Below are 16,974 nucleotides of genomic sequence, written 5' to 3'. Positions count from 1 at the left end.
GACAGTCCACCGCCCTTGGCGGAAAGTACGTCAGAAGCCGCGGAAGATCTCGTCTTCGGATACTGAGTCTGTAAAGTCCGACCGGTCCATGTTTGCCAGGTTAAGGTTCTCCACACTCCACAGCTCGGCAGGCAGCACCCGGAACGGCCGATGATCGCGTTCGTCGCCGTCCGAAAGTGGGATAAGCCGGACGGCCAAGACGGGCTGCTCGACATTAGTGAGAGTTACCTCGTCTACCAGAAAGGAAACAGTCGGCCCAGCCGTCTGCTTCACCTTCAACGCCTCGGTGCTCAGGCCCTCGAACATCGGATCGTTCACCAGAGCGACATTCGCCAGAAACCCGTCTTCGCTGGGCGTCTGAATCGCCACGACGAGTGACTCCCACGCACTGTTATCACCGAACCACGTGCGGACAACGACCGAGGCTGCCGGCAGCACTGTCACTCGCAGACCATAACGCTAGCGAAGGTACTCTCCGACAGGGCCAGGCCACCAGCTGAGCGTGCGCTTTGTGCATTGAGCGAACGGCGCTATTGCCCATACGCGCACGCCAGCGCCCGGACAGCATCGGTATTCATTCCGACCAACCCATGGCCAGGACCAGCACCGATGAGGGCTGTGGTGGTCCACGGGGAACGAGCCACCGGGGGTCAGCAACCGCATCCGCGGCCTGCTCGCCGGCACCATCCCGCCCTACATGGACGCCGCAGGTATAAGGCGGCGTTGACCATATTCAGTTCGGTCGCGTCGGCGTCCTGCTCCGACAGCGTGAACGCGGCGCCGAGCCGGACTTTCCGCCTCACCGTCGTCCGGCGACTGGTCATCGCACACAACAATGCTCTCCTGCTGCTCGGTGAACGACCCGGCGCACAGCCCGGATTCGCGCACCGCCAGGTCCGCTTGCGCCAGACCACCTCGACCGGCTGGCCGAAGCAGGGGACATCGACCAAGCGGACCTCGCGGCGGCCGTGACCGGCCTAGCAGACCCGCTGCTGGCTGGTCGTGACGGCGGTGGCGGTGGCGTTGCCGAGGCGGGCGAAGTGGTAGGTGGACGCGACGTAGGTGCGCGGCGCGGCGCAGAGGTACTCGCCCGTCGTCGACTCCTTGTTCTGCCCCGGTCCGCTGTCGTACTTGCCATACGACACCGGCTCCCACCGGCCCAGGTCGGGCGACCACTGGTACAGGGTCGTCTGCGCCACGAGGTTGGTCATCGCCACCGGGCACTTCGACGTCCCGGTCCCGTAGACGCTGTCGTCGAGCCCGTAGATGATCGTGGCAGTGGTCTTGGCCTGGCACACGATCGTCGCGGCCGCGGACGCCCCGTCCGCGCTCGGGAAGTGCAGGGTGAAGGTCGTGGTCCCGCCGGTCGCGGGCGCGGCCCCCGCCTGCGTTCCACCCGCCACCAGCGCGGTCAGCGCCGCGGCCACCGCCAGCAGCAGGGCGGCGGGCCGCCTGGTCCTCGTTCCGGACATCTACGAACTCCTTCCATCGGGTCCGCGGACGGGTGCAGTGATTTGCCCCGCCGCACGGAGAAGTCTGGGCGCCCGGCGCCTTGGGCCTGCAGGACATTCTGCGAATCGCCTGTTCAGTGGTGCCGGACACCGGTCGGCGGGCATAGACAGGACTCCTCCACGGCACGGGAGGGGGCCGCGCGATGGCGGTGGAGCTGCGGGTGCTGGGCCATGTCGAGGTCTGGGCCGACGGGACACGGGTGGATCTCGGGCACGCCCGGCAGCGGTGCGTACTGGCGGTGCTGGTGGCCGAGGCCAACCAGGTGGTCGCCACCGATCAGGTGGTGGACCGGATCTGGGGCGAGCACCCGCCCCGACGGGCCCGCCAGTTGGTCAGCAACTACCTCTCCCTCCTGCGCCACCTGCTGGCCGACGCCGGCGTGGACGAGATGGTGATCCAGCGTCGCGGCGGGGGTTATGTCCTGCTGGTCGACCCCGAGTACGTGGACCTGCACCGGTTCCGCTGCTTGGTCGGCCAAGCCCGCGCCGAAACCGACCAGGCCCGCGCGCTGGAACTGCTGAACCACGCCTGCGGACTGTGGCGGGGCGAGGCGTTGGCCGGTCTGGACACGCCGTGGATCACCACGGTGCGCCAAGGGCTGGAGCGGGAGCGGTTCGCCGCCGACACCGACCGCTTCGACCTGGCGTTGCGGGCCGGGAGGCACGCCGCGCTGCTACCCGAACTGACCGCCCGCGCCACCGCGCACCCGCTGGACGAACATGTGGCCGCCCAGCTCATGCTCGCCCTCTACCGCGCCGGCCGCCAGGCCGACGCCTTGGACCACTACCAGCAGGTGCGTACCCGGCTGACCGACGAGCTGGGCACCGACCCCGGCCCGGACCTGCAACAGCTCCACCAGCGGATCCTCACCGCCGACCCCGGCCTGGCCGACCTCGGCGCAGGGGCGGCCAGGCCACCGGTGGTGCCCCGTCAACTGCCCGCCGCGCCCGGGGTGTTCACCGGCCGTGTCCCCGAACTGGCCGAGCTGGACCGCGCCCTGACCACCGTCGCGCCAGCGCTCGCCGTCCCGGACGGCGAGGTCTGCGGCATCCAGCCGGGCGCGGTGCCCGGGAACTCCCCAGCGGCAGGGACGGTGGTGATCTCGGCGATCGGTGGGGCGGGCGGGATCGGCAAGACGTGGCTGGCGTTGGCCTGGGCGCACCGCAACCTGCACCGGTTTCCCGACGGGCAACTGTTCGTCGACCTGCGCGGCTTCAGTCCCACCGGGCCGTCGGCCGAGCCGGCCGACGCGGTGCGCGGGTTCCTCACCGCCCTCGGCGAAGACCCGGACACACTGCCGCCAGACCTGGACGCACTGGCCGCGCAATACCGTGACTTGGTGGCCGGGCGACGGATCCTGGTCGTGCTGGACAACGCCGCCACCGCCGAGCAGGTCGTGCCGCTACTGCCGGGCAGCCCGACCTGCACCGTGCTGGTCACCAGCCGCGCCAGGTTGGCTTCCCTGATCGACCGATACAGCGCCCGTCATCTGCCCTTGGACGTCCTCACCCGGGCCGAGGCCCGTGTCCTGCTGGCCGCGCGACTGGGCGACCAGCGCGTCGATACCGAACCCGCGGTGACCGACGAGCTGATCGAACTGTGCGGACGCCACCCGCTAGCACTGGCGATCATCGCCCGGCACGCCGCCACCCGGCCCGCGATCCCGCTGGCGGAGTTCGCCGCCGAGCTGCGCGAGCTGGGCCTGGAAATGCTGGACCACCACACCGATCCCACCGCCAGCCTGCCCGCGGTGCTGTCCTGGTCCCTGCACCACCTCACCAAACAGCAACGCACGGTGTTCGCGCTGCTCGGGATCGCCCCCGGCCCGGACATCGACCTGCCCGCCGCCACGTCCCTCACCGCCCTGCCCGAGACGCGGACGCGCAAAGCCCTGCGAGTACTGGAGGATTACTCCCTGCTCGACCGGCACCCGCACGGGCGCTACTCGATGCACGACCTGGTCCGCGCCTATGCCACCACCGCCGCCCGCGACCACCTCCCAAAGCCCGTGCGGCAGGCGGCACTGGAACGCGTGGTCGATTGCTACCTGCACACCGCCTACACCGGTGAACGTCTCCTGGACCCCTATCGCCCGCCGATCCAGCTCGCCCCACCCGGCCTCGGCGTCCACCCCCAGCCGCTGGCCGATCAACCGGCCGCGTGGGCGTGGCTGGACACCCACCACCCGCACCTGCTCGCCGCCCAGCACACCGCGGCCGCTCACCGCCGCCATCGCACCGTGTGGCGGATCGCCTGGGCCCTGAATACCTTCCACCGCCGGCGGGGCCGCCATCACGACGACCTGGCCGTGTGGGAGGTCGCCACCGATGCCGCAGACCAACTACCCGACCCCACCGCTCGCATCCTCGCTCACCGGCTCCTCGGCCACGCACATGCCGAGCTGGACCATCACGAGCAGGCCATTCTCCACCTGCACGAAGCCCTCGGGCTGGCCGAACTGCACCACGAGCCCACCCAGCAGGCCCACACCCACCACGCCCTCGGGTGGGCGTGGGAGCAGCGGGGGGACGACCGGAGGGCGCTGGAGCACGCCCGCCACGCCCTGGGCCTCTTCCGGGTCGTCGACTCACCGGTGTGGGAAGCCGTCGCGCTCAATGCGGTGGGCTCGTCCGCTGCCCGCCTCGGCAAGTACGACACCGCCCGCGAATACTGCGAGGCCGCCCTTGCGTTGCACCGACGCTACGAGGACCTCGACGGCGAGGCGGACGCCCTGGACAGCCTGGGCTTCATCGACCATCACACCGGGCACCACCAACGAGCTATCGACCACTACCAGCAAGCCCTCACCCTGTACCGCGCCGTCGGTAACACCACCGAAGCCGCCGACACCCTCGACAACGTCGGCCACCCGCAAGCCGCCCTGGGTCGACACCACCATGCTCGCAGCGCTTGGCGGGAAGCCCTCGAGCTATACCGCGAGCAAGGCCGCGATATCGACGCAGATCGGGTACAACGACAACTCGACAATCTGACCCCGGCGCCGGACTAGATCTGGACACCGGGCATGACCGAAACCGGGCGAGGCGCCGGACAAGCGGACTGATCGCGCCGACGCCCCACGGTCAACCGACCGTATGGACACACCGCCTTCCGACTCCGACTCACCCGATCGATTCTCAGGATGCGGTCGTTTCCCGCCAACACTCACTCCCTCCGGGAGACCGTGCGGTCGCTGCGGATCAACGCCCGCGGTCGCTTGTGAACGAAAGAAAGCAGTCGTCATCCCGCACCCCGCGGCGATCGATCAGGTGCTCGTTGGGCTGATGCCGTAGACCAGGTCGTCGTATGCGACTGGCCACGCACAACAGGTCGGCCCAGGCTGCTGCCACACCTCTACGACCAGCTTGTCCCGGCATCGACCATCCAGCGGCACCCATCCGCGCGTATCCCCTTCTCGCTTGGACAACTCCGCCCACAACCGCGACCGGGCCGTGTCGTACCTGGTTCCGCCGTGCCGCCGATCCCAGCGACGTATCCAGATCAGCCAACCCCAGGCACCAGCCGACACACATACTCGGCACACGAGACGCGTGCCACACCGGCCGATAGCCGGGCCGCCGGCTAATGGCGGTGGTCGCTGAACAGCCGATTCGCAAAACGCCGTGTGAACGGACGAAACCGGGCGCCCACGCTGTCCACAGACCCGTTAGATGGAGGTGGTGGTTGCGCATCCAGATTCTCGGTCCGATCCGGGCGTGGCGTGACGGCCAGGAACTCGACCTCGGTCCGGCAGGCAGACGCGCGGTGCTCGGTCTGCTCGTCCTGTTCGGTGGCCGGGCGGTGCCGCGGGCGGACATGGTCGACGCGCTGTGGAACGAGCGGCCGCCGCCGAGCGCGGCCAACGTTATCCAGACCCACATCAAGCACCTGCGGCGGCTGTTCGAACCTGGACGGGACCGCTACGCGCGTAGCACCAACATCCCCACCGTCGGTGACGGTTACGCGTTGCGGATGCCGGACTGCCAGGTCGACGTAGAGCGGTTTCGCGCCCTGGTGTCGGCTGCTAGGGCGACAAGTGCGGACGAGGAAGCCGCCGGACTTCTTGGCGAGGCGCTCGGGCTCTGGCAGGGGCGGCCGTTCGCCGACTATCCTGAGCTCACCGTCCACGCCAAGGTCGTCGCGCTGCTCGCCGAGCGGCGGAACGCGCTGTTGGCGTATGCCGATGTCATGATCGGGACCGGCAGGGCGGTGGACCTGCTGCCGCTGCTCGTCGAGAGTGCGGCCGGCCACTCGTTGGACGAGGCGGTGCAGGCTCGTCTCGTTGGGGCGTACGCGGCTGTTGGTCGACGGGCTGACGCGTTCGCCGTGTACGAGAACGCCCGGCGGGCGCTTCGGGACGAACTGGCGGTCGGGCCGGGAGCTGAACTGGCCGACGTGCACGCGGCGTTGCTCAGGGAGCCGCCGACCAGCCGCAGACCCCGCCGCGCTGGCCCCGCGCCGGCTCAGCTTCCCGCGAACGCACCCGGTTTTGCCGTTGGTACCACGGAACTGGCCGCCCTCGACGGGTTGCTCGCCGAGCGTGACCCTGTCGCGACGGCCGTCATCGCTGTGTGCGGCACAGCCGGGGTCGGCAAGACCGCTCTCGCCGTCCACTTTTGTATGGACGCGTCCGTCACGCTGACTCCAGCCGAGGCTACGGCTGTGCGCCGTGCGATCTCCGAGTACCTGCGAGAGTTGACGAATTCCCGCTATGGATTGGAGATCTCGATCAAGATGGAGGATCGGGATCGGCGCGGCGAGCCGCTCGAGGAATTCAAAGTAGATCTTGCGGAACTCAAAAGCGATGAGCGGGCGCTCCGTGGTCTGTTGTCACGGCTGGATGATACGGCGAATTCCGAGCGCAGCTCCTGCTGGTGCGGGGCTAAAGGTGATCGAGTGGGGTGACGTTGTCCTCGGTCTTGGTGTTGCGCTCGGACTGATTCTCATCATTGCCTGATGGGGCTACTTCGAGTATCGGGATGTTGACAGCCTCAGTTGTGGCCTGGCCTGGCGGGGTGCGGCATGGACGGCATCCCTGCTCAGCTTATAGGAGCGGCCAAGCTGCTTCCATGCTCGTTCGCGCTGCGGTTGCGGGCCTGCACTGCGGCAGCCGGTCGCCTGCCTCGCCTCGCTCTGCCCTTGTTACGTTAACGCCGCATACGCGGCCGTCAAACGATAAGGCCAACGCCTGCGAAACGCCCACACCACCACCGACATCGACGGCGGACGACTTATCCGATGCGCGGGCGACGACGGCGGACAACCCGTCAACGACTGACACGAATAATCAACCGCCAAGCCGATCTTGACGAAGACCGCCAGTTTCTCTGCCGAAGTCCCCTAAAGTGCCTGCCCAGGGCGGGTGATGCGGCGCAGCCTGTCCCCACCCCAGTTGCGGTGTCTGCAGGCGTGCACGAGCTCACCCGCGCGAGTACATCGCGACCACCCGCACCCGGCGGGGACAGGCGACCCCGATGCTCGACATGGACCGGCCCGGCCAATTGCTCACGACCGGGGTCACGATTTTGCTGGACGCGACCGAACTCGCACGCGCTGCGGCGACGGGCACGCAGACCGACCGGGACCGGCTGCGCCGCCTGGCGCCGAGGCGGCCGCTGCAGCGAACGACGAGCCGCAGGTCGTCTGGCCGAGGACTGGAGCAGGCTAACCAAACCAGGTCACCTGTCAACTCACCATGCCCTCCACAAAGGACTCCGCGACCGCGTGCAGGGAGGCACATCAAGGCTGGAAGCCGCCGCCTACTGACCCGCCAAGAGGCTCCGGCGCTGACCACACCACCGCCTCGGCCGACCGCACGATCTGCCTGTCGCGGCCAGGCCCCTCACCGTCGAGGTGGGGCCCTCCCGAACAGCGGGAGGGCCCCACCTCGAAGGCCGATCCTTGCCACCACCCGCGGGAAGGCGACCGGACTCGGGTCGGACGAGACCACGGACCTCGAACCGAGCTTGCGGCACGTCGTTCCTGGTCAATTCATCCAGGACCCACGCGGCACGTCTGGCCTCCACGGGATCGCTGGACCCCGCCCCGCGTTCCAGCACGTCGGTCCACGTAGCCACCACGTTCTTGATTCTCCCGGTCTGGTCGCCGCGGAGTTCACCCGCGACCGCGGGTCCTGTGCGTCACTGGTTTAGCAGTTCACGCCGATCGGGGGCGTCTCGGTCTTCAACGAGACCGAGGGTGGCGAGTACCCTGGCGGCGCGTAGAAGGTGTGCCGCCCAACGGCCTTCCAGTACGCGAGACGACCCTGGCAGATATCGTAGGCGGTTGATGTCAGGGGGCCCGCGACGTTGAAGTTGACGGCGAGCGAGCCGATACCGGTCTGGGTGTAGCCGTAGCCCTCCAGGTACCGCCACAGTTCGGCTTGTGCGCGAATCTGGGTGATCGGCGCGGTGCAGGAGCTGCGCGACTTGCCTGTGACAGCGCTCGGGGTACCGATAGAGTTGTGCGGGTAGGCCGTTTCTGCGGTGCAGGTGATCACGTTCATGGTGCCCAAGCCGTTGGCCTTGGTGAAGACGATCGGGTCGTTGCCGGACCTGATCAGGCTGGCGTAGGGCAGCGCGGCGCGTGCCTGGGCGGCGGATACCACGGCAGCGGGCGCCGAGGTGTCTGCGGTCGCAGGCGGGGCCATCGTGAGCGCGGCGACAGCGGCCGTTGTCAGCGCTGTCGCCAGTGTTGCCACCAGTCGCCGGTGTCGAACCCTCATGTGGAATACCTCCGATGGGTTGGATGTGAGCAGAACACACAGTCGTCTGGCGAACTGGACGCAGGTTGAACCGCGACTGGAATCCGGACTGGTCGTCATCGGGGCCTGACCGTTGCCGATCACCGGTGAGATCTCCGCGGCAAGCAGACGCGCGGTGCTCGGTCTCCTCGTCTTGTCCGGTGGCTGGCACCGTCGCCCACCGGAGTGCGGCTCAGTACCCGCCGATCCGGCGGTGAGAGTTCGACAAGAATTGTCCGCACTCACGCGAAATCCCACTCGCCCTTCACCGCGTCAGGCGTCGTGGCCCGGTACTTTATATCGGCACGAGCCGTGTCCAGCTTGCTGATGTTGCAATTCGACTCGCTGTCTCTTTTGCGGGACAGTGGGTGCATTCTGGGGCCTGGTGTCTCGTTGGCGGCAGGTCAAGTATGGCGGCGACCGGCCAGGCAGGTGGAACCGCCGCAACCGATGACGATGATCGTCTCCATGCGAAGGATGCGTGCCAACACGGGGGAGTTCCGCTTAGCGCCGTCACGAGTACGAGTTCACCCCGAAACGCGACATCGACCTGACGTCGGTCAGCCCCGAGGGCGGGCTGCGGTTCGACAGCGCGTTCTACCTGCGGGACAAGCAGGGCAGCATCTTCGACCGCGCCGTGCCGGGCATGTCCTACTCCAAGAGCGACCAGGCGGTGGCCGGGCACGCCGTCCACGTCGAGGAGGCCCGCGCCAATCCCGATGCGACCGTGCCACCGAAGCAGGGCAAACGGCTCCTCGACGGGTCGGCGGCTCCTGGGGACACGCTGCACCGGCTGGCCAGCGGCCGTAGTGACGCCTCGAGAACCCGCGCCGCTTGTCAACGCTTCTTCAAATTTGACCCCCAGCGGGTCTCCGAAATTTGACCCCTTGGGGTTGGGTCAGTCCTGGCTGAGGGCGTTTTGCTGGTCTTTGGTCAGCAGGTTGCGGCGTTGGCGGGTCCGGTAGGAGTCGCCGGTGAGGGTGAGGACTTCGGCGTGGTGGACGAGCCGGTCGATCATGGCCGCGGCGACGACGTCGTCGGAGAAGGTCTCTCCCCAGCGTCCGAAGGGCAGGTTCGAGGTGACCATGATCGAGCCCTGTTCGTAGCGGGAGGCGACGAGCTGGAAGAACAGGTTCGCCGCGTCCTGGTCGAACGGGATGTAGCCGACCTCGTCGATGATGATCAGCTTGTAGCGGCGGATCTTCTTCAACTCCGCCTCCAGCCTGTTGGCCTGGTGTGCGGCGGCGAGGCGGGCGATCCAGTTGCTGGCGGTGTCGAACAGCACCGAATGGCCGGCCTGGGTCGCTTTGACCCCCAGTGCGATCGCGAGGTGTGTCTTGCCGAGGCCAGGCGGGCCGAGCAGGATCACGTTCTCCGCCTTCGCGACGAACGTGCTCGTTGCCAAGTGCGCCAACAGATCCCGGCGTAGTGAAGGTAAGTGGTCGAGGTTGAAGTCCTCCAACGTCTTGACCGCTGGGAAGTGCGCGGTGCGGATCCGCATCACTGTGCCCTTGGACTCACGATCGGCGACCTGGCGTTGCAGCAGCGCGGCCAGATACTCCTCGTGCGACCAGTTCTCGTCGCGTGCCTGCTCGGCCAGTTGTTCCCAGAACGTGCCGATCGTCGGGGTTTTCAGGACACGAGTCAGATAGGCAATCATCGATGGCAGACCATCTTTCGGCGACGTCGCGGAAGTCGCAGGTTTCGTCTTGGTGGCCCTCACGTGTTGCTCGCTTTCGTTGCAGGGGCGGTGAAATCGACGCCGAACAGCGCGTCATAGTCAGGCAGGGCCCGCAGTGCGACGACGTGTCCGTCGGCGTGCTGACGGTCTGCTCCGGTGCGTTGTTTCCTTTCTGCGGCAAAAGGCTTTACGCAGGTTCGCCGCGATGGCCTGGTGGGCGGGATCGGTGACCACGCCGTGCTTGGCCCACGACCGTTCGTGTTGTGCGACAACGTCGCCGTTGCAGAACACCGTCACCTCTCGCGCGGAGGCGGTGACGTCGACGAACTTGCCGATCACCCGCGGGTCGACCGAATAGTCGACGGTGTCGGCACGGACGTAGTAGTCTCGTCCCAGCCGGATCCGGTTGTTCAGCCCGATCGGCGGTGCCACCGGTGGCAACGGAAGCATCGCCAGGTAGTCGGTCTCCAGCAGATCCACCGGCCGCCCCTGGAGGGAGCGGACCGTGCGGGCGTTGGCGCGGCCCAGCCAGTCGCCGAGCTGGGTGTTGAAGTCGGCCGGCGAGGTGAAGATCCGGCCAGGCAGAAACGACGTTTCCAGGAACTGATTGTTGCGCTCCACCATGCCTTTGAACTCCGGATCCCGCGGTGGCGCCAGCAGGATCTTCGTCGCCAGCGTTCCGGCGAACGCCGCCGCCGGGGCGCTGACCCGCCCGATCCCGTTGATCAGCTCCCACATGCCCGACAAGATGTCCCCGGCCTGGCGCGACGGGATCATCGTGGCGGACAGGAACCGCGAGAACCCCAGCGTCATCACCAGCACCGGCAGTATCCGATCCTGGCCCGCTGCGACCGGGATTCTCGGTTCCGGGAACCACAGGTCGCATTGGGTGATCTGCCCCGGTTCGTAGACCACCCGGTCGACCGGGTCGATGCCGACATACTCCGGCCGGATCGCTGCCAGCCGTTTCTCCAACGGCGACATCGAGTGCGGCCAGCCGATCTTCTGCGCGGTGACCGGAGCGGGCATCTTCGGCCACTCCACCAGCAACGCCCGGATCTGCGGCTCGAACGCATCCGCCACCGAACCCCGAGCGGCTCGCTGGTACTTCGGCGGCCGATCCGAACTCAACGCCGCCCGCACGGTGTTGCGGGCCACGCCCAGCCGCCTGGCGATCCCCTTGATGGGCACACCCTCCGCACGATGCAGACGGCGGATCTCAGCCCAGTCCTCCACGTTCAGCACCCTCCTAGCATCGGAGGGGGTCAATTTTCAGAGGTCGCCTGGGGGTCAGTCTTCACGAACCGCCGACACAGCCCGCGGCAGGGCGGTGGCATTCTCCTGGCGGTGTGACTGATCGCCTCCGCGCGCAGGGTTCCGGGTAGTCGGTGAGAAGCGCAACTCCGGGTACTGGTTCGGTCTTCTTCCCCCAGTTCAGCGGCAGGCGCGGCTATGGGATGGACGCCTCGATCCGCATGGCACGGTGAGATCACGATCCTCGTCCTCTGCTAGGGAGTCGTTAACGAACTACCTGGTTAGAAGCGACTGATTCTGGTGGGCAGCACGGACGAGGGAGACACCACCATGAGCGAGGGCACTGTCAGTGACGTCGGCCAGGCCGTTACCGGGCTGGTCATCCGAGCAGACCCACGGGCTCAAGTCGAAGCAGCAGGCAAGGACCTGCAGGCATTCGAGGACCTCATGCTCACCATGATCGAGCAGTGGGGCCTGCCCACCGAGGACATCATCATCAACGTCCGGGAGCGGGAAAAGCTGCTCCGGAACACGCCCGACGCTCTCGAAGGACTCGACGACACCCAGCGAGCGCGTGCCTCCTACGTCGCGAAGATGATCCTTGCCGCGTCAGTGGGGCTGTTCGACGCCGCGTTGAACTACCTCTGGAACGAGACAATCAACGAGCTGCGCGCCCGGGTCGCCTCGTTCGACGTCGCCTACTTCTTCGAGATCGCCGAACCCGACTCTACCCGCCGCAACGACCTGCGCACCGCGGACGACCTGGCCAAGATCGACGACGCCAAGCTGATGGCAGCGGCCAACCGCATCAAGCTGATCAGCGACATCGGCTACAAGCAGCTGGACCACATCCGCTATATGCGCAATAACGCCAGCGCCGCGCACCCCAATCAGGTCGCGCTCACCGGCCTGAAGCTCGCCGAATGGTTGGAAACCTGCATCCGCGAGGTCATCACCCTTCCCAAGGACCCACGTCGCCGCCGCGATCAGCCAGCTTCTGAGCAACGTCAGGAAACAGCGCCTCACGAAGACCGAGCTGACCAATGCCGCGGCGTTCTTCGACAACCTCCCGCCAGACCAAGCCGACAACCTCGCCGCTGGTCTGTTCGGCATCTTCAACCCGCCCGACGCGACCCCGGACACTCAGGACAATGTCCGCAACCTCTGGCCGGAACTTTGGCCTTACGTCGGCGAAGACCAGCGCAACGAATGCGGGCTCAAGCTCGCGAGGTTCCGCGCCAACGGCGACGCTGACCGGGCCCAACGCGCCCGGGACCTACTCGACCTCGTCGGAGGGACCGCCTACCTGCCCGAGTCCGATCGAGAGGCCGAGCTCGCCCAGGCCGTCGAGGAGCTCACCAATGCCCATGAAGGCTGGAACAACTTCTACGAGGAGACACCCGTCGCGCAACGCCTGTTGAACCTCGTCGGCAAACACGGTCAGGTCCCAGCGCGCGTCAACTCGACCTATGTTCGCCAACTTGTCTACGTCTTCCTCACCAACGGCCACGGCACTGCCTTGAGCGCCGATCCCATCTACAGGGAGCTGATCGGCAAGTTCGATCCAAGCCAGGCCGAGATCGCGCTTCGCCTCTTCGCCGAAAGCAAGATCGCCAGCCGGCTTCAGCACGATCTGCCGCGCACCAAGTGGGCTGAACTCATCGACCTCATCGCGCCGAAGCTCACCGGCCGCAGTGATCTGAGGCTTCTTGATGCCGTCCGCGGCTTCACCGGCACCCCTGACCAGCTCAAACTTGACAGTGGCATCAAGCAACAGCTCAACCTTGGCGGTCCACGCGCGAAGGCACACTAGCCACGGTTAGCCTGGCCAATCCGGCGGACTGCCGTACTTGGGCGGCTCCACCGCCGCCTCGTCACACGTCGGCGGCGCCGCATCTACCGGGGTCGGTGCGATCGACCGCAGCATCGTCGGTGGAACTGCCGGCGCGTCCGACGTCCACGACCTCTCCGGCGCCCGCGACCGAACCAGCGGGTGTTGACCTCCATCGCGCACCGGAGGAGCGGTGCTGCCCTCTGAGCGTGAAGTTGATCTTCTTGACTGCGTCAAGTCGTCGAAAGTACGGGTCGAGCTCAATGAACTCGTCCGCTGCGTCGTGCAGGCGAGCTGATCGCGTGCGACCACGACACGCCCTCCGCCCCCGAGGCCGCGGGGCTGCAAGGACTCGATCGTCGGCGGGAAGTCGCCGGTCGCCGGAACCGCTGCTACTCGCCGGGGTCGTCCTGGAATGGCAACGACCCGTCACCTTCGGGGATGCCGTGTGGCGAGTCCAGGTCCTTGATGAATCCGTCGCCGTAGTCAAGCTTGTGCGTCCTGCTTACGCCTTTAACCTTTGGTCGGTCGTTGTCGATGATGATCAGCTGGAAGGGGCGTTCATAGCGGCCGTCCCCGATAGTGCCGCGAATCTGCAGGGCGTCGAGAAACTTCTGGTACACCCGGCGCGCCAGTTCCCGGTCGGCGGTGTTGGTCCCGAGGTTCTTCTGCGGCGAGTCGATGATCAGCAGGCCCGGAAGGCTCGACTTGTCCATCTCCAGGGTGTAACTGAGCAGAGTCAGGCTGTAGGCGACCGAGACAGCCACCCGAGCACCTCCGCCGCGCCCTTCGAAGGGCTGTTCGTCCACCAACGGCAACAGGGTGTCCGCGTCGATGCGTGCCCGGCCAGTGGCGTTGGGCAACCCGATGTCAGCGATGGTGCTCCGGAAGATGTCGGTCAATGTCTCGGCGACATATTCGCGATGTTCGCGGTCGGACTCAGCGACGCGCAGCTCCTCGTGGCGCTGTCGCTGTTGCGCCTTCAGCTCGTCGATCGCGCGTCGTTCCTCCTCTAGGCGGCGCAGCGCTGCGTCGACCTGCCGCAGATCGGTCAGGCGTTGCCGCAGCGCGGCCAGTTCGGCAGTGGCGGCCGCGATGGCGTCCACGTGCGGGGCGACCGCGTGTTCAGTCTGTGCGTGGTGGGCGGCCAGTTGCGTGGCAAGGTCGGCGCGGGCGGCCTCGACTGCCTTCTGCGTCAGCTCGTCGGTCTCGCGCAGTTTGGTCAGGTTCTGCTCGATCATCTGGCGCTGCTTCTGCAACGCGATTCGGGTCGCAAGGTTCTGCTGGCCACGCAACGGCCGGCAGCAGAGGTTGCAGTGTCCAGGTGGTGGCACGTACTCCAGCAGGTTCGCCTCGCACTCGGGGCACGTCCTCTCCGAGATCAGCTCAAGGGTGACCCGGTCGGCGGGGTCGGCGGCCTCCAGCTGTCCTAGCACGTGCATCGACTTGTCGACCTCTTCCAGGTCAGCCTCGGCCTCGCCGAGATCACGACGCGCGAGCAGCAGTTTCTGCTCGGCCACGTTGACTGCGTCGTAGGCGGCACGACGGCGTTTGTGCCACTGTTCAGCACTGTCCAGGGCAGCGTTGGCGGACTTGCGCAGCACGGCCAAGCGGGCCGCAGATGCCGTTTCGTCCGCGGACAGATCGGTCAGAGCCGCGCGCACCGCCGGCGGGTCGGTCGCCTGGGAGGACGCCAGGAACTCCGCGATGCCGGAACACTTGCGGTGCCGCTGATTGATTTCGCGGTCGATCCTTTCCAGCTCGGCCCGGCGCCTGGCCAACTCGGTGTCGGTGATACCGGTCATGATCTGCAGCGCGTCCAGGCGAAGCCGGTCGGAGGAGGACGGCAGCACAATGTGCCGGTCGATGTCGAACTGGCTGCGGTGCAGGTAGGGCCACACTGCAGAATGGAACGTCGGCTTGGAGCCGAGCACGGCGAACTCCTCAGCCATGCCGAGCTCCTCGAACAGCCAGTCCGACATCGTCGTTTCCCCGCTGCGCTGCTTTACTGGAAAACGCCCCACCAGGTCGCCGACCTCGTCGGTCACCTCCACCCGCGAGCTGGACGAACGCAGCCGCCGCAGCGTGTAGGTGCGGTTGCCCAGCCTGATGGTGAGCACGACCTCCAGGAGATGCAGGTCCACAGCGCCACGGAAATGTACGTTCTCAAGGCCCATCGCGAAGCCAATCGCGTCGGGGATCGAGCTCTTGCCGGTGTCCGCCGGGCCATAGATGACTACGACCTGGGCGTCCAGGTCGTACTCGTGGGCCTGCCACCCGCGTGTAGTCCTGATCTTGAGATTCAGGACACGCAGCACCCGCGCCATGGGTGCTCCTTCCTCCGCGGCCATAGCCGCAGGCGTTCGACGACGCAGCCGTGGGCCGCTGTCCTGAAAACCCTGCACGAGAAGCGGAGCGGTGCAGGTTCACCGCGCCGCCGCACTACCCATTCGGCCGTACAAGACCCCTCGAACGGCCGCACTGCACAATCACGTGATTCCAACTTGCGTGAAGTTATAGCGGATAGAGGGAGAGTCGCGCCAGTCGGGCCCCGATCGACACGCTGCGCGGTGCGCGATGGAAACGCCGAGGCTCGTTGGCCCCTGTCATCATTGTTTCGCAACATCCTTGGACTCGCTGATGCGTATGTCGCACTCGACTGACACAAAGGACTTGACCGGGCCTATTGCGTTACAGGCGACACGCGAGCCCTAACCCAAACTCGAAAGTTGGATTCCAAGTGTGTAGAGTTTGCCAACGAGTAGATCGTGCACGAACGCGACGGAGGTGGTGTGCGTGGTCGGGACGCAACACGCTGACGACGGGTCACCCCCGCCGAACGTGGACGTTTTGGTCGAGGGCATCCGGAAGTTCCTGGGCTTGACGCAGACGTTGCGTCAAGCAGGAGCAGTCGTGCAGCTTCCGCCGCAGCTGGTGCAAGTATGTCGTGAGGTTCTGCATGAGGTCGAGAGCTCGCCCGCGAGCAGTCCGCGTCCCCCGTCCAGCGTCAACTCGCAAATGTCGGTCGCGGACAAGGCGCTACAGGAGTTACCTCTGAGGCGCCTGCTGCTGCAGGTGATCGCTCCAGGGGAGACCTTCACTGTGACGGAGGTGGTCAACCGCCTCGCAAAGCTGGGCGTGACTGCCGACTCGGCCAAGGTCAGCAATGCCCTTGGCTACCAGGTAGACCGTGGGCAACTGGTCCGCGAACACAGGGGCCTCTACACCTACCCGGTGGAAACCCTCTCGGCCAACGCCACCGGCACCACCGTGCCTGGCTACGCGCCATCGCCGGACGCGGTCGGCGGATCCACTCACGACGATCGTCGCCAGTCGGGCAACGATCACGGCCGCCGCACCGTGGCGGTGCGGGGACAGGAGGACCGCCGTGGCAAAAGCACGGCGCAGGAGCGGAAGAAAGCCGTGTAGATCAGGAATCTACCGGCCCCTACTACGACGAAGGAGCCCCGCTTCGCCGGGCTGCCACCCGGCGGGGACTCCTCGTCACGTCCAGTGCCCTCAAGCACGTAAGACTCGATCTCACGGTACCAGTAGCGCCTTGCAGCGTCTATCGCTGCTGGCCCGCTGGTGCGCTGCGATCGTCGGGTTCTGGTGGAGTTTGCCACCCGAGGTACACCTCTGGGTGGCTAACCGAATTCAGGAATTGATCAGCTAGAGCTGCTGGTGGGGTGGCGCACGACCGGCCACCTCACCACTTAACGACAGTATGATCCATACCAGATGGATGTCGAGAAAATGGGACACGGAGACGTGCAGATGGTGTCCCGCTCGTCGTGGCCGCGAGCCACACGATCAGGGCACGAACCCCTCTAGTGCTGTGACCACATAGGTTGGCCGGGTTGGTTTAGGCGGCGTGGGTGGCGCGTTGGCCCCAGATGTGCTGGCGTTCGCTGCGGACGCGTGCTCGTTCGCGGCGTTGGGCTGCGAGGACGT

Annotated in this window: 12 protein-coding genes and 1 pseudogene; 6 read left to right on the top strand and 7 right to left on the bottom strand. The window is 66.7% G+C overall.

Annotation, left to right across the window (positions count from 1 at the left end):
- Nucleotides 1–30: 30 nt before the first annotated feature.
- Entirely contained in the window at nucleotides 31–444 is a 414-nt protein-coding gene (locus ACM6LU_RS37720) for a DUF6924 domain-containing protein (protein WP_414942658.1), read from the bottom strand.
- A gap of 279 nt (nucleotides 445–723) precedes the next feature.
- Between ACM6LU_RS37720 and ACM6LU_RS37715 the strand changes: the two genes are divergently transcribed.
- On the top strand, nucleotides 724–972 hold the full coding sequence (locus ACM6LU_RS37715) for a hypothetical protein (protein ID WP_414942657.1): 249 nt from the start codon (nucleotides 724–726) through the stop codon (nucleotides 970–972).
- A gap of 5 nt (nucleotides 973–977) precedes the next feature.
- On the opposite strand, the gene ACM6LU_RS37710 is transcribed toward ACM6LU_RS37715, so the two are convergent.
- Nucleotides 978–1,472, bottom strand: a complete 495-nt coding sequence (locus tag ACM6LU_RS37710; protein WP_414942656.1) for a hypothetical protein — start codon at nucleotides 1,470–1,472, stop codon at nucleotides 978–980.
- Nucleotides 1,473–1,654: 182 nt separating this feature from the next.
- On the opposite strand from ACM6LU_RS37710, the gene ACM6LU_RS37705 reads away from it, so the two are divergent.
- Complete coding sequence (locus ACM6LU_RS37705) at nucleotides 1,655–4,522, top strand: BTAD domain-containing putative transcriptional regulator (RefSeq protein ID WP_414942655.1); 2,868 nt, start codon at nucleotides 1,655–1,657, stop codon at nucleotides 4,520–4,522.
- 674 nt (nucleotides 4,523–5,196) lie between these two features.
- Nucleotides 5,197–6,417 (top strand): AfsR/SARP family transcriptional regulator, encoded by a 1,221-nt coding sequence (locus tag ACM6LU_RS37700; protein ID WP_414942654.1) that lies wholly within the window; start codon nucleotides 5,197–5,199, stop codon nucleotides 6,415–6,417.
- A 1,243-nt stretch (nucleotides 6,418–7,660) separates the two neighbouring features.
- Here ACM6LU_RS37700 and ACM6LU_RS37695 read toward each other — a convergent pair.
- On the bottom strand, nucleotides 7,661–8,212 hold the full coding sequence (locus ACM6LU_RS37695) for a hypothetical protein (protein WP_414942653.1): 552 nt from the start codon (nucleotides 8,210–8,212) through the stop codon (nucleotides 7,661–7,663).
- A 688-nt stretch (nucleotides 8,213–8,900) separates the two neighbouring features.
- On the opposite strand from ACM6LU_RS37695, the gene ACM6LU_RS37690 reads away from it, so the two are divergent.
- Nucleotides 8,901–9,137, top strand: a complete 237-nt coding sequence (locus tag ACM6LU_RS37690; RefSeq protein WP_414942652.1) for a hypothetical protein — start codon at nucleotides 8,901–8,903, stop codon at nucleotides 9,135–9,137.
- A 15-nt stretch (nucleotides 9,138–9,152) separates the two neighbouring features.
- Here ACM6LU_RS37690 and istB read toward each other — a convergent pair whose 3' ends face one another.
- Nucleotides 9,153–9,977 carry an IS21-like element helper ATPase IstB gene (istB, locus tag ACM6LU_RS37685; RefSeq protein ID WP_414942651.1) on the bottom strand — a complete coding sequence of 275 codons (825 nt, stop codon included), beginning with the start codon at nucleotides 9,975–9,977 and terminating at the stop codon, nucleotides 9,153–9,155.
- Nucleotides 9,974–11,180: pseudogene (locus ACM6LU_RS37680) on the bottom strand (IS21/IS408/IS1162 family transposase). Before ACM6LU_RS37680 ends, istB begins: the two are co-directional and overlap by 4 nt.
- A gap of 339 nt (nucleotides 11,181–11,519) precedes the next feature.
- Between ACM6LU_RS37680 and ACM6LU_RS37675 the strand changes: the two are divergent.
- The gene (locus tag ACM6LU_RS37675; protein ID WP_414942650.1) at nucleotides 11,520–12,443 is read left to right on the top strand and encodes a hypothetical protein; all 924 of its coding nucleotides are present in this window, start codon (nucleotides 11,520–11,522) and stop codon (nucleotides 12,441–12,443) included.
- A 22-nt stretch (nucleotides 12,444–12,465) separates the two neighbouring features.
- Here ACM6LU_RS37675 and ACM6LU_RS37670 read toward each other — a convergent pair whose 3' ends face one another.
- Both ACM6LU_RS37670 and ACM6LU_RS37665 read right to left on the bottom strand, forming a co-directional pair.
- Complete coding sequence (locus tag ACM6LU_RS37670; protein ID WP_414942649.1) at nucleotides 12,466–12,963, bottom strand: hypothetical protein; 498 nt, start codon at nucleotides 12,961–12,963, stop codon at nucleotides 12,466–12,468.
- 449 nt (nucleotides 12,964–13,412) lie between these two features.
- Complete coding sequence (locus tag ACM6LU_RS37665; protein WP_414942648.1) at nucleotides 13,413–15,347, bottom strand: hypothetical protein; 1,935 nt, start codon at nucleotides 15,345–15,347, stop codon at nucleotides 13,413–13,415.
- Between the two features lie 586 nt (nucleotides 15,348–15,933).
- Between ACM6LU_RS37665 and ACM6LU_RS37660 the strand changes: the two genes are divergently transcribed.
- Nucleotides 15,934–16,449, top strand: a complete 516-nt coding sequence (locus ACM6LU_RS37660) for a hypothetical protein (RefSeq protein ID WP_414942647.1) — start codon at nucleotides 15,934–15,936, stop codon at nucleotides 16,447–16,449.
- Nucleotides 16,450–16,974 lie beyond the last annotated feature (525 nt).

It is taken from the genome of Amycolatopsis sp. cmx-11-51 (assembly GCF_047608665.1).
Classification (GTDB): domain Bacteria; phylum Actinomycetota; class Actinomycetes; order Mycobacteriales; family Pseudonocardiaceae; genus Amycolatopsis.
Note: the sequence above shows the minus strand (reverse complement) of the source record. Positions and strands in the feature narration are given on the sequence as shown.